Source organism: Lutibacter sp., assembly GCF_030692605.1.
In the GTDB taxonomy this organism is placed as follows: Bacteria; Bacteroidota; Bacteroidia; order Flavobacteriales; family Flavobacteriaceae; genus Lutibacter.
In genome coordinates, this window is record NZ_JAUYUD010000041.1 from 1 (window position 1) to 19,618 (window position 19,618).

Sequence of the window (19,618 nt, forward strand, 5' to 3'; positions counted from 1 at the left end):
ATTGGATAAATGAAAAAACTCAAATCCAAAATGCAAGTAAAGTCAGGTCGTTTAAAGGTTTAATTGTACATATATTTGGAAAACTTGCTGCTTGTTTTTTAAAGCCAATTGTTAACCCTTAATTCGCATTATTAATTAAAAATAGAAAGAATTGATACTTTATATTTTTATTACTTTATTTAACTGGCGCAATGGAATCTACTTTTGTGTTTAAACTATCAACCACAGCTTCAGGCCAAATTATATCTCCTTCCGCAGCCTTAGGAGCTGCTGGTTTTGTCCCTTGCATTGAAATAATATAACTTGATAAAAGCTGTCTCTCCTCTTTACTAAGAGTACCTTCCCATGCAATCATTCCTTTTCCTGGTCTTCCACCTTTTGCTATTGTGTTAAAAATACTTTTCATGTCTCCACCTAAAATCCATTGGTTATCCGTTAAATTTGGTCCAACACTTCCTCCTAAGTCGGCTAAATGACAAACAACACAGGTTTTAGTTGTAAAAAGTTCCTTTCCTTTTGCTAAATCTTCTTCGCTTGTTAAAACTTCTAAATTTTCTGTACTAAATAATTGAGGATTATCTGCTTTGTATTGCTCGACCGCAGCTTTAGCATCAGTCATTTCAGTATTAAATTCATCGAACTGATTGTATTTATCAAACCCAAAAATCATAACATAATAAAAAATACTTGCAGCTATGGTAATATAAAAACCATATAACCACCAAGGTGGCAACACGTTATCAAGCTCTTTGATTCCATCATAATCGTGGTCCAACAAAATATCTTCTTCGGTACCTAAATCATGGGCTTTAGTCAAAGATTTCCAAAACTTTTTCCATCCCGATATATTTTCTGAATTCTTATTCATTGTTAGTTTCATTTAAATTGTTGTTATTATCTAAAGGTAGTTGACTTACTTCATCAATATTTTTTTTAGGCATTTTGTAAACAAAAAACAGCATTGTAACAAAAACCGTAAAAAACAATAATAATGAGATTATTGGGTAAATTTCAACCCCACTAATACTTTCTAAATTATGTTTTATAAATTTCAACATAGATCCTATTTTAATGCTGTAGCATTTACTTTAATATCAGTTCCTAAACGTTGTAGATATGCAATTAAAGCTACAATTTCTTTATTTTTAATATTACTTGAACTATAATTTTTAACAAATTCTGGATCTTGTCTTAAATTATCTTCAATTAATTGTGCTTGAGCTAATAAAGATTGCTTTGCATTTTTAATATCTTCTTCAGAATAAGGTACACCTAATTTTACAAGTGCTGCCATTTTCTTTTCTAAATCCGAAGCGTTTAGGTCATTTTTAATCAACCAAGAATAACGAGGCATAATTGACCCTGGAGAAGTAGATCTAGGATCTAACATATGGTTAAAATGCCAGCTATCGTTATATTTTCCACCAATTCTATGTACATCTGGTCCAGTTCTACGAGAACCCCATAAAAATGGGAAATCATATACAAATTCACCAGCCTTAGAATATTCACCATAACGTTCAACTTCCGAACGGAATGGACGAATCATTTGAGAGTGACAGTTATTGCATCCTTCACGTATGTATAAATCCCTACCTTCAAGCTCCAATGGAGAATATGGCTTAACGCTTGCTATAGTAGGAATGTTTGATTTAACTAAGAACATTGGAACAATTTCGACCAAACCACCAATTAATACTGCAACGGTTGTTAGCACTGTGAATAAAACTGTTTTTCTTTCTAACCATGTATGTAAACCTTCTCCAGCAACTCGTTGACCACTAATTTTTTTCAATGGTGCTGCTTCTGCTAATTCATCTTCTACTTTAGATCCTGCTTTTGCAGTTTTTATAACGTTAATTGCTAATAAAATAAAACCTGTTAAATACAACGTTCCTCCAATTGCACGCATTGCATACATAGGTAAAACTTGTGTTACAGTTTCTAAAAAGTTACCATAAACAAGGGTTCCATCGGCATTAAACTGTTTCCACATAAATGCTTGTGTAAAACCTGCTACATATAAAGGAATTGAGTAGAACATAATACCTAAAGTACCTAACCAAAAGTGCGTATTTGCCAATTTTTTAGAATACAATTCGGTTTTCCATAATTTAGCAGCCAAATAATAAATAATACCGGCAACCATAAATCCGTTCCACGCTAAAGCGCCAATATGAACGTGCCCAACAATCCAATCTGTATAATGTCCAATTGCATTTAACGATTTAAATGAAAGCATAGGACCTTCAAAAGTTGCCATTCCATACCCTGTAATTGCAACCACAAAGAATTTTAAAACTGGATCTTCACGAACCTTGTCCCAAGCTCCTCTTAATGTTAATAATCCATTAATCATACCTCCCCAAGATGGAAAAATTAACATAATGGAAAAAACAGTTCCAAGATTCTGAGCCCATTCTGGTAATGCGGTATATAATAAATGGTGAGGTCCAGCCCAAATATATAAGAAAATTAATGTCCAAAAATGTATAATGGATAACTTATATGAATAAACGGGTCTATTCGCGACTTTTGGTACAAAATAGTACATTAATCCTAACACTGGTGTGGTTAAGAAAAATGCTACTGCATTATGCCCATACCACCATTGTATTAGTGCATCTTGTACACCTGCGTAAATTGAATAACTTTTAAACCCAGATACAGGCATTTCGAGGTTATTAAATATGTACAATATTGCAACTGTAATTAAAGTGGCAATGTAAAACCAAATTGCAACATAAATATGGCGTTGTCTTCTTTTTAAAATTGTGCCAATTAAATTAATCCCAAATACTACCCACACTAGCACAACAGCTATATCTATAGGCCATTCTAACTCAGCATATTCTTTAGAAGAAGTTAAACCTAATGGTAAAGTAATGGCAGCGGCTACAATAATTGATTGCCATCCCCAAAAATGAATTCTACTTAAAACATCATTAAACATTCTTGCTTTAAGTAACCTTTGAGTTGAATAATAAATTCCAAGGAAAATACCATTACCTACGAAGGCAAAAATCACCGCATTGGTATGTAAAGGTCTCAAACGACCAAAACTTAACCACGAAAATGCATTGTCTGTTCCTGCAAATTCTAATAAACCTGGGAAAATAAATAGTAAAGCCACTAAAAGCCCTACTAACATACCTACAACACCCCAAAGTATTGTTGCCCAAAGAAACATTTTTACGATTTTATTATCATAATAAAATTGTTCTTTTTCCATACTGATGTCTAATTAATTGTTAGTTATTATATAATTATTCTTGATTTTTCTTATTTTCTTCTGAAACTAGCTCGTCATCAAAAAGCATACGTACAGATGGCGTGTACGTATCTTCGTATTGTCCAGATTTTACAGCTTTTAAAAAGGCTATAAAAAAAAACACGGCAACAACAACGCTGACGCCGATAGTAATGTAGATTACTTCCATTTTTTTTAGTTACTAGTTTTTTAGCTTTTGCTAATATACAAATGTAATTTTTTTGTTAAAAATATGAAATGATAATTATCATATTTCGATTTTTTAAACTCGGAATTTAATCCTCTTTATAATTTTTTAGATACAAAATTGGTTAAAATTGTGACATAAACTACAATTGTGATAGAACTTAATGGCATTAAAATAGCAGCTACAACAGGTTCTAATTGCCCTGTTAGAGCGAAATATAGCCCAATTACATTGTATAATAATGAAAAAATAAAACTTGATTTTATTATTGAAACCGTTTTATTAGATAATGTTAAAAACTCTGGTAATTTGTTAAAAAGTTTAGCATCTAAAATAGCATCACAAGCCGGTGAGAATACATTTACATTTTCTGAAATAGATATACCAACATTACTTTGGGCAAGAGCCCCAGAGTCATTTAAACCATCCCCAACCATCATTACATATTCACCTTTTTCTTGTAATTTTTTTACAAAATTTAATTTATCTTCTGGCTTCTGATTAAAATAGAAAATTATATTTTTAGGAAGTATTTTTTCTAAATGTGCCTTCTCACCTTCATTATCACCAGATAAAATAATCAATTTATATTTTTGATTTAAAATTGCAAATACATCATTTAGTCCATTTCTATAACTATTTTTAAAAACATAACTTCCTCTAAAATCGTTGTTGATGTTCACATTTATAGCGGTTTCATTCAATGCATTTTCTGTATTTCCTACAAACCCACTTGAGCCTAATTTAATGGTTAAATTTCCAATTTTTCCAACAATTCCCTTTCCAACAACTTCTTCAAAACTTTCAGGCTTATCAATGTTCAAATCACTTTCAATAAACGAATAAAGCGCCCTACTTAGGGGATGATTTGAAGCCCTTAAAAGTGATTTTATCGCTATTTTTTCCTTATCATTTAAATTTGTTCCTCTGTAAACAATATTTGATTCTTTCGTTGATGTTATAGTGCCTGTTTTATCGAAAATAATTGTGTTTATTTTTGCTATATTTTCGATGGTAACAGCATTCTTAACATAAAATTTTTTATAACCAAAAATTCGCAACATATTTCCCAATGAAAAAGGAGCCGATAGTGCCAACGCACACGGGCATGCAATAATAAGAACTGCAGTAACTACATTAATTACCATTTCAGGTTGATAAAAATACCAAAAAACACCCGCAACAATAGAGATGCTTAAAATAGCAATCGTAAAATATTTGCTCATTGTATCAGTTATGTTTTTAATACCAATTGTATCAACTTTTTTGAACACATCATTTCCCCAAAGTTGGGTAAGGTAACTTTGAGAAATAGTACTAATTACTTCCATTTCAATGGCACCTTGAGTTTGTTTTCCTCCTGCATATATTTTATCACCTGAATTTTTAACAACCGGGTTAGATTCCCCTGTAACAAAACTGTAATCAATTGAAGCATCTCCAGTAATCAAAATTCCATCAACAGGTATTAACTCTTCATTTCTAATTAAAAGTCGGTCGCCTTTTTCAATAGCATTAACGGGTATATTACTTTCAATTCCATTAACAATTTTTGTAACGGCTATTGGGAAATACGACTTATAATCTCTCTCAAACGACAAAAAATTATAGGTTTTTTGTTGAAAAATTTTTCCTAATAATAAAAAGAAAACCAACCCAGTTAAGCTATCAAAAAAACCTGTTCCAATGTCTAAAACAATTTCAATAGTACTTCTAAGAAATAACACCGTAATACCCAAAGCAATGGGAACATCAATATTTAAAATTTTATGTTTTAACCCTTTATACGCTGATGAATAAAATCCTTTAGCCGAGTAAAAAACAACTGGAACCGACATTGCAAACATGAGCCATCTAAATAAATGTTTATATTTTTCAAGCCAAAACTCATCGACCTGAAAATATTCTGGAAAAGATAGCAACATTATATTTCCAAAAGCAAAAGCGGCAATGGATAGTTGATACAACAACGTATTATCTATGACGCTTACATTTCCCTCTGCATTTTCTAAACTAATATATGGCTCATAGCCAATAGAAGAAATTAATTCAGCAATTTGTTTTAAAGAAATTCTTGAATTTGCAAATGTAATTCGTATTTTTTTTTGAGGAAAATTAACCAAAGAAGTAGTAACTCCTCCATTTAATTTATTTAAATTTTCTAATACCCATATACAAGAGCTGCAATGAATGCCTGGTATATAAAAAGTTATAACTGAAATTTCATCATCATTAAATTCAAGTAATTTATCTTTAATGTCTTCATTATCAAGATAATTAAATTTCCCTCTAAGTTCTTTTGGAATATTTCCTGGTGAAGACTCTAAATCGTAATAACAAGTTAAATCGTTACCATTTAAAATTTCAAAAACAGTTTTGCAACCGTTACAGCAAAAATTCTTTTGCTCAAATTCAATAACAGTTGTTTTACAATCTGTGCCACAATGGTAACAACTATTAGCTGCCATTTCGTTTTCTTTTATTTTGGCAAAACTATTCAATTATTTTTTCATTGGAATGATAATTATCATTAATATTTGTACATTTGCGCACTATTACAACTATTAATACAAAATCAAATAGGTATGTCGAAATGCGGACAATGTATTATAAAAAGATTTAATTCATTGCAAACTTTATCGCAGGAAGAACTTGAAAAATTTTCAGATCATAAAACAACTTTAATAATTAAAAAAGGTGAAAATTTAATGACTGAAGGGAGTGCGATTAATGGATTATACTGTATCCGAGATGGAAAATGCAAATTAACCAAACTCAATACCAATGGTAAAGAGCAAATTATTAAATTTATTAAAGGTGGCGATATATTAGGACAACGGTCTATTTTGAGTGACGAACCTGTTGGTTTAAATGCAATTGCTTTGGAAGATATGCATGTATGCTTTATTCCAAAAGGTGATATTTTAGATACCATTAGGGAAAACCCTCAGTTTTCATTAAATATTATGAAAAATATTTCTCACCAACTAAATGCAGCTAATAATTCTATCTCACAAATGGCTCAAAAACCAGTGAAAGATAGATTAGCCGATACCCTACTTAATCTTGAAGAAATTTTTGGAATTGACAATGAAGATTGCATAGACGTTATTTTAACAAGAGAAGAAATCGCAAATACAATTGGTACAGCCACGGAATCTGCCATTAGGTTATTATCAAATCTAAAAAAAGATAATGTTATAGATTTAATTGGTAAAAAAATTAAAATAATAAACAAAAATGCCCTTAAAAATATTTCTGAAGGGTATTAAAACTTTTAATATTTCACAAAAAAAACCTTTTATTAATTTTAAAAGGTTTTTTTTGTGAAATATTTTTTTTTTAAGACGCCATCATAGATGCTGCAATTTTTTTATAAATTCCATTTTCTAATTTAGTACGAATTGCAGAAAATGAATCTATAGTTACTTTTACATCTTCTAAAGTATGGGTAGTGGTTGGTATTAACCTTAAAATAATTAAGCCTTTTGGTATAACTGGATACACTACTATAGAACAGAAAATTCCATAATTTTCACGTAAATCGTGTACCATTGCCATTGCTTCAGGAATATCGCCTTCTAAAAATACTGGAGTTACACAAGTATTGGTATTTCCAATGTTAAATCCTTTTGAGGTTAAGCCATTTTGCAAGGCGTTTACATTTTCCCATAATTTAACTTTCAATTCAGGCATCGTTCTAAGCATGTCTAAACGTTTTAACGCACCTTTAACCATAGACATAGGTAAAGATTTCGCAAACATTTGAGACCTCATATTGTATTGTAAATACTGAATTACATCTTTATCTGCAGCAAAAAATGCTCCAAAGCCAGCCATAGATTTTGCAAATGTTGCAAAGTAAACATCAATCCCATCTTGTACTCCTTGTTCAAAACCAGCACCTCTACCTCCTTCACCTAAAGTTCCAAAACCATGAGCATCGTCAACTAAAAATCTAAAATTAAATTTCTCTTTTAAAGCAACTATTTCTTTTAGTTTTCCCTGCTCTCCGCGCATTCCAAATACCCCCTCTGAAATTACTAAAATTCCTCCACCTGTTTCTTCTGCAATTTTAGTGGCTCTATGTAAATTTTTCTCTAGACTTTCAATATCGTTATGTTGATACGTAAATCTTTTTCCGTGATGTAATCTAACACCATCAATAATACAAGCATGTGAATCAATGTCATACACAATTACATCGTGCTTAGTTACTAATGCATCTATTGCAGACACCATTCCTTGGTATCCAAAATTAACTAAATAAGCTGCTTCTTTATTTACAAACTCAGCACATTCACGTTCTAATTGTTCATGAAAATTTGTATGACCAGACATCATTCTTGCGCCCATTGGTGCAGCCATTCCATATTCAGCCGCAGCTTCTGCATCTGCTTTTCTAACTTCAGGATGATTGGCTAAACCCAAATAATCATTAATACTCCATGTAATAACTTCTTTCCCATTAAAAAACATTCTGTTAGAAATTTCCCCCTCTAATTTAGGAAAAACATAATAACCTTCAGCTTGTTTTGCCCAATTTCCCAATGGCCCCTTATCTTTAATTATTCTTTCAAATAAATCTTTCATATAAAATAATTTAGCATAAAATGTAATTTTTAATACAAATTTTTAATGTGTGCAAAGTACGTTATTTTTTTTCTTGTTATCAAATGTTTACTAAGCAAAAAAAGACTTAATTTAGTTAAGTCTCTTTAATTATTTTTTTAAAAATTAATATTTATTTTATGAACTCTATTTCGTTTTGAGCTTGTTTTTGGCTGTCAAAAAAACCTTGTTCACTCATCCAATCATCTGAATATATTTTTTCCATATACCTCGAACCGTGATCAGGTAAAATCAACACAACTTTTGAATTTTCATTAAACATATTTTTTTCGGCATATTGCATAGTAGCTTGCATTACTGCACCGCTAGTATAACCAGTAAATAACCCTTCTGACAAGGCAAGTTCTCTTGCTTTGTGAGCGGCAGCTTCATCTGTTACCTTTTCAAAATAATCTATTAAGTCAAAATCTGTTGCCGATGGAATTAAATTTTTTCCTAAACCTTCAATCCGATACGGATATATTTCTTTGGTATCTAATTCTCCTGTTTCGTGGAATTTTTTAAGTATCGATCCATAAGCATCAACCCCAAGAATTTTAATAGTAGGATTTTTTTCTTTTAAAAACTTTGCAACACCAGAAATGGTTCCTCCAGTACCGCTTGCAGCAATTAAATGAGTTATTTCACCATTGGTTTGCTCCCAAATTTCTGGTCCCGTAGAATTATAGTGAGCTTCAACATTCAATTGATTAAAATATTGATTTATGTATACAGAATTAGCCGTTTCAGCATGAAGTCTTTTTGCAACTTCATAATAAGAACGAGGATCATCTGCATCCACATGGGCAGGACAAACATATACCTTCGCTCCCATTGCTTTTAACATATTAATTTTCCCTGGTGAAGCTTTTGAACTAACCGCTAAAATGCAATTGTATCCTTTAATAATACTAACCAAAGCTAAACTGAATCCTGTATTTCCAGAGGTGGTTTCAATAATGGAACTTCCTTTTTTAAGAATTCCTTGTTTCTCGGCCTGTTCAATTATATGCAATGCAATTCTATCTTTCATAGAATGTCCAGGATTAAATCCTTCATACTTAGCATAAAATTGACCAGAAATATTTTTGGTGATTTTGTTTAACTTAATTAATGGAGTATTACCAATAAGATCTAAAACAGTGTTGCTTATACCTTTATTTTTTGTCATTTTTAATAAATTAATTCAAGAAATGAATTATAAAATTGTATTACTTAACATGCAAATTTAATAATTTTTTTTTAAACTATTGCTTTTCCTTCTAAATCTAATAAAAAACTATAATCTCTAGCCACTTCTTTTAATGAATCGAATCTTCCAGAAGCGCCTCCATGTCCTGTTTCCATATCTGTGTACATTATCAAAATATTTTTATCTTGTTTATTCACTCTTAATTTTGCTACCCATTTAGCAGGCTCAAAATACTGAACCTGAGAGTCGTGTAAGCCCGTTGAAACAAACAAATGAGGGTGTTTTTGCTCTTTTACATTATCGTAAGGTGAATACGATTTTATATAATGGTAATAATCCTTTTGGTTTGGATTACCCCATTCATCATATTCGCCAGTGGTTAATGGAATACTTTCATCTAACATTGTTGTTACAACATCTACAAAAGGTACTGACGCTATAACTCCATTAAATAAGTTTGGATTTGTATTGATAATAACACCCATTAATAATCCGCCAGCTGATCCACCATAGGCATATAAATGTTTTGCAGAAGTGTATTTTTGTTTTATTAAGAATTGGGCACAATTAACAAAATCTGTAAATGTATTTTTTTTATGAAACAATTTACCGGTTTCATACCATTTTCGCCCTAAATATTCGCTACCTCTAACATGAGCAATTGCATACACAAATCCTCTGTCTAATAAACTCAGTCTACTTGAACTAAAACTTGCATCTATGGTGTGTCCGTAAGAACCATAACCGTACAATAATAAGGGTGTATTTTTAGTTAATTTAGTATTTATATGGTAAACTAATGAAATAGGAATTTTAGTTCCATCGTTCGCTGTTGCCCATAAACGTTCACTTTTATAGTTTGTTTTTTTAAATTTTCCTCCTAAAACCTTTTGAACTTTTAATATTTCGTTCTTTTTAGAATTTATATCGTATTCAATAACACTTCCTGGTGTTGTCATTGAAATATAGCTGTATCTTAACTTTGTTGAATTAAATTCTGGATTATAGTGAACGCCAGCAGTATAGGTTTCTTCATCAAAAGGTAAATAAAAATCCTCTGAATCATCCCATCGAATAATTCTAATTTTTACCAAACCATTAATACGTTCCTCTAAAACTGCAAAATCTTTAAAAATAATTAGATCTTCCAATAAAACATCGTCTCTATGCGGAATTAAATCATTCCAGTTTTCTTTTAACGTTTTGTTTTCATCGGTTTTCATTAATTTAAAATTGGAAGCACCATCTTTATTTGTTAAAATATAAAAATGACCATTGTAATGCGCTAAACTATATTCTAAATCACGTTCTCTAGGCTGAAAAATTTTAAATTCGTTAAATGGATTATCTGCTTCAACTAAACGATATTCATTAGAAACGGTGCTATAACTTCCAATTACAATATATTTCTCTGTTTTGGTTTTGTACACATAACAATTAAATGTATCATCATCTTCATTAAAAACTTCTACATCTTCTATTGGATTTGTACCTAAAATATGTCTAAACACTTTATCGCTTCTAAGTGTTGTTTCGTCTTTTCGGGTATAAAAAATAGTTGAATTATCATTTGCCCAAGTGGCTCCTCCCGTTGTATTTTTAATTTTCTCGGGAAATAATTCCCCCGTTTCAATATTCTTAAATTGAATAGTGTATTGCCTTCTGCTCACGGTATCTACCGCAAAGGCGACAAGATTATTGTTGGGACTAACGGATACTCCTGTAAGTTTATAATAGCTAAAATCTTTAGCCATAACATTAACATCAAAAAGTATTTCTTCTTCTGATGTTAAACCCCCCTTTTTTCGACTATAAATTGGGTATTGCTTTCCTTTTTCAAAGCGTGTTGTGTAAAAGAATCTGTTTTTTTTATAAGGAACCGACTCATCATCTTCCTTAATTCTTGATTTCATTTCTTTAAACAGCAGTTTCTGAAATTGATCCGTATGTGCCGTTTTTAAATTGAAGTACTCATTTTCAGCATTTAAATAATCAATAACCTCAGGGTTATTTTTATCATTTAACCAATAGTAATTGTCGATTCTTTCATCGCCATGAATTTCTAATTTCTTTGGAATTACTTTTGCAATTGGAGGTATAATTTGAATGCGCTTCATTTTAAAAAAATATTAATTGGCAAAAGTACTTTTTTGGATTTTTATAATCCAATATTATTCTAAAATGTTTGAAGAATGAGCTTAACATTGATAAAAAAAATACAAAAAAAATGAAAGTTATAAGTTTCTGAAATTATTCTTACATTTAATTTTTATATAAAAACCCTTTTAATAATCACTTATTTTGGTTCTTTATCACTGTGTTTAAAACGTTTATGGGTCCAAAAATAATATTCGGGTTGCTTTCTAATTTGTTGTTCAACTTTTTCTAGAAAAATATCAGTAAGCTCATAATCTGGATGTTCATTCGGATTTTTAGTTAAAACAGTAAAATTACTTTCATAATATCCTCTTTTAACTTTAGTTGTTTCTATATATACTAAGCTCATGTCATATTTTTTAGCCAACATCTCCGCTCCTGTGTGTATTGGAACTCTTACGCCCAAAAATTCGTTCCAATAAAAGGCCTTTTTTAATTGTGGAGATTGATCGCTTAATAAACCAAACATTGATTGAATATTATTTTTTACATTATAATCAATTCTTGAAATTATTTTAGCAGTTTGCTCTAATCCAAAACCAAATCTCCCCCTCGATTTTAATATTTTATTATTGAAATAATGATTACTAACTCTAGTAAAAGCAGTATAACTTTTATATTTAATTTCTCCGCTTAAACCAAAAAGCCATTCCCAGTTTCCATAATGTGATCCAATTAAGACAATACTTTTACCATCTTTATACAAATCATTCAACAAATCGATGTTTGGATAAACACAGTGTTTTGCAAGTTCCTTTTGTGAAATTGTAAATGACTTTATCATTTCACAAAAAATATCCACAAAATGGCTGTAAAATTTCTTTCTAATTTTGAACAACTCTTCCATTGACTTTTCTGGAAACGCCAATTTTAGGTTTTCTAAAACTACTTTTTTTCTATAACCTATAACATAGAAAATAAGAAAATAAAAAAAGTCTGAGATAGTATATAAAACTCTAAATGGTAATTTTGAAATAAACCAAATAAGCGGATAAACCAATATGTAAACAAGTAAATTCATAATATTAAGGTGCAAATATCGAATTAAAATTTAAATAATAAATTAGAAAAAAATTTAAATTAGATTCATATCATATCTTTTTTATATTTTCGTTTTTTATAAAATCAATATTAAATGTATTTCGATAAAATTCTTTTTCTAATTATTGCCGCTAATGTTTTAACCTCCATTAAAGGTTTTAGTGACCGCTTATTTTTTGACAACTATAAATTTCAGATTGGAGCTATTAACAGAGGTGAAAAAATTAGAATGTTCACTTCTGCTTTTTTGCACGTAGATTACCTACACCTCATTTTAAACATGTATGTTCTATATATTTTTGCACCAATTATAATTGGAAACATTGGAGTATTTAAATTTTTAATTATCTACTTAGGAAGTTTAATTGGCGGAAATTTACTCACTTTAAAATTTCATAAAAGCGAATTATATTATAGTGCTGTGGGCGCTTCAGGTGCAGTTGCGGGTATCATTTTTGCCTCTATTTTATTAAACCCGTCTATGAGCCTTTATATGTTTCCACTACCAATACCAATTCCTGGTTATATTTTTGGTATTGGGTATTTGCTATATTCTATTTATGGAATGAAAAATAGTGTTGGAAATATTGGTCATGCAGCTCATTTAGGCGGGGCAATTGGCGGATATGGTTTGATATTATTATTAGATCCAACTATATTTACAAATAACACTTTTATAGTTTTATTAATGGGTGTTCCAATAGTGCTATTATTACTATTTGGAGATAAATTAAAATAAAAAAAGTCAAACAAATGTTTGACTTTTTTTGGAGCGAGAGACCGGGCTCGAACCGGCGACAGTCAGCTTGGAAGGCTGAAGCTCTACCAACTGAGCTACTCTCGCATTGGTAGGGCAAATATACAATCCTTTTATATTTTTACAACTATTTTAAATAAAATATCACAATATTTTTAAATAGTGATATCCCAATCTTTTATACCCTTCGTTTTCATAAAATTTATGAGATTTAGTGTTTGAAATAAAGGTGTTTAGCTCAGAAGCTTCAATCCCGTTATTTTTAGCGTACTTGTAAATCCACTCAAATAATTTTTTGCCAATTCCCATATTTCGATAATTTTCATCAATTATCACATGGTCTGGTTCCACCGTTTTACCACAATAATGCCGCGTTAAAAACCATAATCCAGAAATTCCTATCAAGGTTTTACCATCGTACATACCAACACATTTATAATTTTGTCCAACCATTTCCAGAACGCGTTTTTTCAAAATCTCTTCTGGAGTATAATTGTTTACCATTTTCAACAATGGAATAATTGTTAAAATATTTTTGGGTTCAATAATTCTAAATTCAATTGTTTTCATATAAATTGGCAATAAAATATCAATATTATGAAATTTATTTTACAAACGAAACGAATGTATTTAAGAGAAATTGTAGCGCAAACATAAAATTGAAAATATAGCCTCCATATGTTTTAAAAAAGTGTAATTTTAACTATGTAAATGAATTTAGATTTAATAACAAACGTGCCATTTTATATAATTTAAAAAATGATAACTATTAAAAAAATAACCGCTCAAGATACGTATCCAATTCGTTTGGAAGTTTTGCGTAAAAATATTCCATTGCCATTTCAATTTAATGGCGATTTGGATGATACCACATTTCATTTAGGTGCTTTTAATAATGATAAATTAATTTCTGTTTCTAGTTATATGAAAGAATCTAACAACCTTTTTAATGGCTCTCAATATCAATTAAGAGGTATGGCAACTTTGGTTGAATATCAAGGAAAAGGTGTTGGGAAATTGATGCTCGAAAATGCTATTTCAATTATTGAGGAAAAAAATATAGATTTCCTTTGGTGTAATGCCAGAATTTCCGCAGTAAATTTCTACGAAAAATTGGGTTTCAAAACTGTTGGTGAAATTTTTCAGATTAATTATGTTGGGGAGCATTACGCTATGGTTAAAAAATTAAAAAATAGGTAATTAATTATATTTATTGGCTTATTTTCCATATTTTTGGATTGTTAAATAGTTTAAACTTAGTGTTAAATAATGAGTTTAACCCTAGCTAATTATTCTCAACCCCCTTCTATTGATGAGAAAAATATTTATTATTATTTTTTTAATTGGATGTTTTCTGTCTTCTTACAGTCAAGAACAATTTGATTTACCTCAGTTAAAGCAAAATTTGTTGCAAAAAACAGATACTGCGCTTATTACTGCCAATATTAATATAGGTCGCTATTACATTAAGAATAAAAATGATTCTTCATTTTATTATTATTCAAATGCACACAAACTTGCATTAAAATTGAATTCTAAATCTCATCTAGCTGAAACTTATTTAAGATTAGGAGATTATTACGAAGCCCATAATAAATACCCCAAAGCAATAGAAAATTATATAGCTTCTTCTTTATTATTCGATAATAATAGCAACAAAAAACGTTATGCACAAGTTAACTACCACTTAGGAATTAATTATCTTAGAATGTATGCCGAAAATAAGGCAATTGAACATTTTTTAATTGCGCTTACAGGATATAAAGAGATAAATGATCTGCGTGGAATTGCAATAATCAATACAAATATTGGTCACACATTGTATGGTCAAGAAAACTATGTGACTTCAGAAAAATATTATTTAGAATCACTAAGTATCTATAAACGTTTAAATGACTCTCTTGGAATTTCTAATACGTATACAAATTTGGGAAATACCTATTCCGAAGAAGGTAATTTAGAAAAAGGATTACAATACTATAATTTATCATTGGCAATTCAAAAAAAGCTGAAAGACGAAATTGGAGTGGCCATAAATTATAATAACATTGGTGACTCTTACGGAATATTAAAAGACTATAAAAAAGCAAATAGCTACTTTTCTCAATCGTTAAAAGAAGCCGAAAAATTGAATGAAAAAGATCTGATTGCTGTTGTTTTATTGAATTATTCGGACATTTATTTTAATCAGAAAAATTACAATGAAGCTATAAAATATGCACATCAAAGTTATAAAATATCAAAAATTATTGGTGAATATGAATATCAAGTGCTAAACCTAGAACTACTAGGAAAATCATATGATAAATTGGGTGATATATCTAATGCCCTCATTTATACCAAAAAATATATAAAATTAAAGGACAGTCTATATAGTTCAGATAAGTCTAAAAAAAATCAATTAATTAATACCTTAATTGAGCTCGAAAAAATAAATTACACTGTTAATTCCTTAGAAAAGGAGCAAGATGCTACACAACTTAAATTGGATTCGCGTAAAAAATATATGTATTTTTTAATTGGGGCCATTATATTATTTGCTTTTTTACTTATTTTGTTACTCAATCAACAAACCAAAAAAGTTAATGCATATAATTTATTGACATATCAAAATCATAAAATAAATAAAATGAATGGAGAAATTGAAGCTCAAAAAGAAAAATTGACTCAATTAAATGCAACTAAAGACAAGTTTTTCTCTATTATAGCTCACGATTTAAAAAACCCCTTTAACTCCATAAAAGGTTTTACAGAATTGTTAATTGATAATAGTCATGAATATGACGATGAAAAGCGCTTAAAGTTTTTAAACATTATAAAAGCATCAACAATAAAATCAACAAATTTGTTAAATAATTTATTGGTTTGGGCTCATTCACAATCTGGAGAAATAGCATTTGTGCCCACAAAACTAAATTTATTTAATCAGGTGGCAGATGTGATTTCATTACTCGAAATTCAGGCAGCCACAAAAGAAATTAAAATAATAAATAAAATTAATTATCCTACTGAAGTTAAAGCGGATGAAAATATGTTGGATACCATATTAAGAAATTTAATTTCAAATGCTCTTAAGTTTACCGAAGCAAAAGGGGAAATAAAAATATATAATGAAATAATTAAAGATTTTGTTTCTATTACAATAGAAGATAATGGGATTGGCATAAGCAAAATCGATGTCGAAAACATTTTTAACCTTGAAGTTAAAAATTCGAGATTAGGAACCGACAATGAGTCAGGTTCAGGTTTAGGATTGATTTTATGTAAAGATTTTGTTCAAAAACATGGAGGTGAAATTACTGTTTCATCCCAACCATCTATTGGTAGTAAATTTACTTTTACAATTCCTATGGCTTCGGAAACTATTTCAAATTCCGTTTTTTAATAAATCAACAAAAAACTTAAATTAAAAACACAAAACGTAACCCAATTATGCGTTTGTTCTTTAATTATGGCACGTCCATTTATTTTTATTTACTAATGGCAGTCCTTTCGAAAAAAATTAAAATAGCCCTAACTGACTAGTGAAATCATTACTCAGACTAGTAGCTACCAAATCACAGCTGTACGGAAATTTAAAATCTTCATAATTCTCCCCTTTTAGCCAATGCTGCTCATCTTCCTTTTTCAAAATAATTGGCATGCGTTGTTTAGTGTTGTGAATTTTGCTCATTAGTATATTTGCCTGTGTGGTAATTATGGAATATGTATTTATTTTTTCATTGGTAACGTCCGTCCATTCATTATAAATTCCAGCAAATGAGAACAATTCCATTGTTGGGAGTGTAATTAAATATTTTTGTTTTTTAAAGCCACTTTTAGTCATCCATTGCCATTCATAAAACCCATCAGCAATAATTAAACACCTGTTTTGAATAACATTCTTAAAAGATTTTTTTTCGGATAATGATTCTATTCGGGCATTTAACGTATAATCTCTAATTGAATAATCCTAAGCCCAGTTTGGTATCAATCCCCAATTAAATAACTGAACCGTTGTTGGCTGAGTATTAGTAATTATGGGTGTTTTAGGAAAATCAAATGCACTGCAAAACTCTAAAGGCTCAAAACCAGCTAGCTCGCTAACATCAGTGTTAAAATGTTGTTGAATTTCTTCTTTCTGCTTGAGTATTTTAGTTTGATAACACATGATTTTTAACTCAAATTAAATGTATTTAATTCAAGTATAGCTTCGTTCAATGGTTCAACTGTTTCCATATTATTTTTTAGATAATAATTTAAAATCCGTTTTACATCATTATTATCTTTTTGAGAGGTAATGTTATCAAAATAATCGTCAATAGAAGTTATTTTTTTACGTTTATTCATATAGCCAAAACCTTTATAAATTCCGTTTAAAATTAAAACAATCCCAATTTCTTTTGAAGTTCTTCCAGCTTCTTTAATTACAAAATTTTGTGTATTAAATTGAACTGATTCAATGGCATTTTGCACACGGATATTATACGCTTCAACAGCTTCTTCGTTTTTACAAATACCTTTGCATTGTTTTATTTGATAATGAAAACAATTGGTAACATTTGATTGTAGATGGCAATATTTTGGACACAATTCATATTCTTCACATAATTTTTCTAAAAAAATACGACTCTCCGTTTCGTTGTAAAATTTCATTAACGGATTTGCAATTAATTTAAGTCGGTTAAAAGCCAAATGAATAATTCCGTCTCTATCTTCGTAACTAAATAAACCAACACTTTCACTTGCACGCCGTTGCGATTGGTTATATTTTGGAAAGTGTTTTTTTATCTCCGCCGATTCCATTAAAAGTGCCAATAACTCGCTCCCAGTTTCAACAAAAGTAACGTTGCTGGTTTCTAAACACATGGTAATTTCCTTTTTTGCTTTATCGTAAAAATGACTAGTAACGCGTTGTTTTATGTTGTTTGCTTTTCCAACATAAATAATTTCGTTTTTCAAATTTTTGAAATAATAAATACCTGTTTTTTCCGAAAGCTCGTCCACTATTTTTTTAGCTATTAAAGGAGGTAATGTTGCTTGTTTTGAACGTGGATTTAAAAACGAATTAAATACTTTTTGATCTGTATCTAAACCTAATAATTGTTCAAATAATATGGTGGTTGCTTCTGCATCCCCTTTTGCCCTATGTCTATCTTTAATTACAATATTTTGGGTAGCGCAAAGTGAGCCTAAACTATACGATTTTAAATGAGGTATTAATTTGCGTGATAAGCGAATAGTGCAGAGCTTTTTTCGCTTAAAATCAAATCCTAAATCTTTAAATTCTTGGTGAATAATATTGTAATCAAAATTAACATTATGAGCCACAAAAATAGTGTCTTTGGTAATGTCGTACACCTTTTTAGCAATTTCATAAAATTTAGGAGCATTACCTACCATTGCATTGGTAATTCCCGTTAAATTAGTAATAAAAGGCGGGATATTACATTCTGGATTTACCAACGTTGTATATTCATCAACCACTTTTTTACCATCAAAAATAAAAATGGAAATTTCTGTTATTTTATTACTGTGCCCAGTAGTTTCTATATCTACAATTGAATACATTAATTAAGCGATTTTTCGAGTGCTTTTAATTCAACACCTAATTGGTTAAGCATTCCAGCAATGCTACTTATTTTTAGTTCGTGCTCATCATATTCTTGAGTATTTATGCTACACGTAAATTCCCACAACTCAAGTACTTCTTCAATAGATACGTAATACGGATTGTATTTTTTATTATCCGAAACTAGCAATAACATATTATGTTCTTCTATTTTTTTAAACACCCGTTTATAAACCAATCCATCATTTAATGTTAAAACAATATACGTTCTGCCATCTTTAATAGATGCTACGTCTTCAATAAAACGCGCAACAATGTACGAACCGCTTTTTACAGGCAACATAGAGTCTCCTTTAATAGGAAAAGCTCTATGTGTTCCTGTTGGTAAAAAAGGCAATTTAATTTTGCTTAAATGTTCTATATACTCTGGATTCGCATATCCTCTTAAATAACCAGCAGATGCTTCTATAGGAATAATTTCTATTAAGTCTTCATTAGCACCATCAACTGTAATGGGGAAAAGTACTCTTTTATTGCCAATTTCAATGAAGGTGTCATTAGTAGCCCTCGATAAATTATTCTTTATTAAAATATCTATTGGAATTTTAAAATACTCCGATAAATCTACCAAAAAATCAATAGGTGGAATGGCCCTGTTTTCTTCGTATGAGCTAATGCGTGAACGCGACACTTTTAAGTCTTCCGCAAATTGCTCTTGAGTTAACCTTTTTAAAGTTCTAATGTGTTTAATGTTGGTGGCTAAATAATTCATAATGCTAAAATAATGAGCAATAATTGCTCAAATAATAAGCTAATTTAGCAAAAAATAATTAGCTACATAATTTTTTTAC

The 19,618-nt window shown here is 29.9% G+C and carries 18 protein-coding genes and 1 tRNA gene; 4 read left to right on the forward strand and 15 right to left on the reverse strand.

The window, feature by feature from the left end:
* Positions 1-175: 175 nt before the first annotated feature.
* The 5 genes from Q8S45_RS03550 to Q8S45_RS03570 form a co-directional block, all read right to left on the reverse strand.
* The gene (locus tag Q8S45_RS03550; protein ID WP_305601306.1) at positions 176-868 is read right to left on the reverse strand and encodes a cbb3-type cytochrome c oxidase N-terminal domain-containing protein; all 693 of its coding nucleotides are present in this window, start codon (positions 866-868) and stop codon (positions 176-178) included.
* Positions 861-1,058 (reverse strand): CcoQ/FixQ family Cbb3-type cytochrome c oxidase assembly chaperone, encoded by a 198-nt coding sequence (locus Q8S45_RS03555; RefSeq protein WP_305601308.1) that lies wholly within the window; start codon positions 1,056-1,058, stop codon positions 861-863. The genes Q8S45_RS03550 and Q8S45_RS03555 overlap by 8 nt, the downstream gene beginning before the upstream one ends.
* Positions 1,059-1,063: 5 nt before the next feature.
* Entirely contained in the window at positions 1,064-3,232 is a 2,169-nt protein-coding gene (ccoN, locus tag Q8S45_RS03560) for a cytochrome-c oxidase, cbb3-type subunit I (protein ID WP_305601310.1), read from the reverse strand.
* Between the two features lie 34 nt (positions 3,233-3,266).
* Positions 3,267-3,440 carry a cbb3-type cytochrome oxidase assembly protein CcoS gene (gene ccoS / locus Q8S45_RS03565; protein WP_305601312.1) on the reverse strand — a complete coding sequence of 58 codons (174 nt, stop codon included), beginning with the start codon at positions 3,438-3,440 and terminating at the stop codon, positions 3,267-3,269.
* 116 nt (positions 3,441-3,556) lie between these two features.
* Positions 3,557-5,926, reverse strand: coding sequence for a heavy metal translocating P-type ATPase metal-binding domain-containing protein (locus Q8S45_RS03570; protein WP_305601314.1), 2,370 nt, complete (start codon positions 5,924-5,926; stop codon positions 3,557-3,559).
* Between the two features lie 117 nt (positions 5,927-6,043).
* On the opposite strand from Q8S45_RS03570, the gene Q8S45_RS03575 reads away from it, so the two are divergent.
* On the forward strand, positions 6,044-6,730 hold the full coding sequence (locus tag Q8S45_RS03575) for a Crp/Fnr family transcriptional regulator (protein WP_305601320.1): 687 nt from the start codon (positions 6,044-6,046) through the stop codon (positions 6,728-6,730).
* A 70-nt stretch (positions 6,731-6,800) separates the two neighbouring features.
* On the opposite strand, the gene Q8S45_RS03580 is transcribed toward Q8S45_RS03575, so the two are convergent.
* The 4 genes from Q8S45_RS03580 to Q8S45_RS03595 form a co-directional block, all read right to left on the reverse strand.
* Positions 6,801-8,051 carry an aminotransferase class I/II-fold pyridoxal phosphate-dependent enzyme gene (locus tag Q8S45_RS03580; protein ID WP_305601322.1) on the reverse strand — a complete coding sequence of 417 codons (1,251 nt, stop codon included), beginning with the start codon at positions 8,049-8,051 and terminating at the stop codon, positions 6,801-6,803.
* A 151-nt stretch (positions 8,052-8,202) separates the two neighbouring features.
* Positions 8,203-9,240 (reverse strand): PLP-dependent cysteine synthase family protein, encoded by a 1,038-nt coding sequence (locus tag Q8S45_RS03585; protein ID WP_305601324.1) that lies wholly within the window; start codon positions 9,238-9,240, stop codon positions 8,203-8,205.
* Positions 9,241-9,311: 71 nt separating this feature from the next.
* Entirely contained in the window at positions 9,312-11,378 is a 2,067-nt protein-coding gene (locus Q8S45_RS03590; RefSeq protein ID WP_305601326.1) for a S9 family peptidase, read from the reverse strand.
* A 179-nt stretch (positions 11,379-11,557) separates the two neighbouring features.
* Positions 11,558-12,439: a lysophospholipid acyltransferase family protein gene (locus Q8S45_RS03595; RefSeq protein ID WP_305601328.1), complete on the reverse strand. Its 882-nt coding sequence runs from the start codon at positions 12,437-12,439 to the stop codon at positions 11,558-11,560.
* A gap of 114 nt (positions 12,440-12,553) precedes the next feature.
* On the opposite strand from Q8S45_RS03595, the gene Q8S45_RS03600 reads away from it, so the two are divergent.
* Positions 12,554-13,198 carry a rhomboid family intramembrane serine protease gene (locus tag Q8S45_RS03600; protein ID WP_305601330.1) on the forward strand — a complete coding sequence of 215 codons (645 nt, stop codon included), beginning with the start codon at positions 12,554-12,556 and terminating at the stop codon, positions 13,196-13,198.
* Positions 13,199-13,227: 29 nt separating this feature from the next.
* Here the strand turns inward: Q8S45_RS03600 and Q8S45_RS03605 are convergent.
* Positions 13,228-13,303: transfer RNA gene (locus tag Q8S45_RS03605), tRNA-Gly, on the reverse strand.
* A 57-nt stretch (positions 13,304-13,360) separates the two neighbouring features.
* Entirely contained in the window at positions 13,361-13,786 is a 426-nt protein-coding gene (locus Q8S45_RS03610; RefSeq protein ID WP_305601331.1) for a GNAT family N-acetyltransferase, read from the reverse strand.
* A gap of 189 nt (positions 13,787-13,975) precedes the next feature.
* Here Q8S45_RS03610 and Q8S45_RS03615 point away from each other — a divergent pair, with 189 nt between their 5' ends.
* Both Q8S45_RS03615 and Q8S45_RS03620 read left to right on the forward strand, forming a co-directional pair.
* Positions 13,976-14,416 (forward strand): GNAT family N-acetyltransferase, encoded by a 441-nt coding sequence (locus tag Q8S45_RS03615; RefSeq protein WP_305601333.1) that lies wholly within the window; start codon positions 13,976-13,978, stop codon positions 14,414-14,416.
* A 112-nt stretch (positions 14,417-14,528) separates the two neighbouring features.
* Positions 14,529-16,601 (forward strand): tetratricopeptide repeat-containing sensor histidine kinase, encoded by a 2,073-nt coding sequence (locus Q8S45_RS03620; RefSeq protein WP_305601335.1) that lies wholly within the window; start codon positions 14,529-14,531, stop codon positions 16,599-16,601.
* Between the two features lie 117 nt (positions 16,602-16,718).
* Here the strand turns inward: Q8S45_RS03620 and Q8S45_RS03625 are convergent, their stop codons facing one another.
* Genes Q8S45_RS03625 through Q8S45_RS03640 form a run of 4 tightly spaced genes read right to left on the reverse strand, consistent with a single transcriptional unit; the run spans position 16,719 to position 19,539 of the window.
* The gene (locus Q8S45_RS03625) at positions 16,719-17,159 is read right to left on the reverse strand and encodes an SOS response-associated peptidase (protein WP_305601395.1); all 441 of its coding nucleotides are present in this window, start codon (positions 17,157-17,159) and stop codon (positions 16,719-16,721) included.
* A 9-nt stretch (positions 17,160-17,168) separates the two neighbouring features.
* On the reverse strand, positions 17,169-17,366 hold the full coding sequence (locus Q8S45_RS03630) for a hypothetical protein (protein ID WP_305601337.1): 198 nt from the start codon (positions 17,364-17,366) through the stop codon (positions 17,169-17,171).
* 5 nt (positions 17,367-17,371) lie between these two features.
* On the reverse strand, positions 17,372-18,766 hold the full coding sequence (locus Q8S45_RS03635; protein ID WP_305601339.1) for an exonuclease domain-containing protein: 1,395 nt from the start codon (positions 18,764-18,766) through the stop codon (positions 17,372-17,374).
* Positions 18,766-19,539 (reverse strand): helix-turn-helix domain-containing protein, encoded by a 774-nt coding sequence (locus Q8S45_RS03640; protein WP_305601341.1) that lies wholly within the window; start codon positions 19,537-19,539, stop codon positions 18,766-18,768. Before Q8S45_RS03640 ends, Q8S45_RS03635 begins: the two co-directional genes overlap by 1 nt.
* Positions 19,540-19,618: the final 79 nt, after the last annotated feature.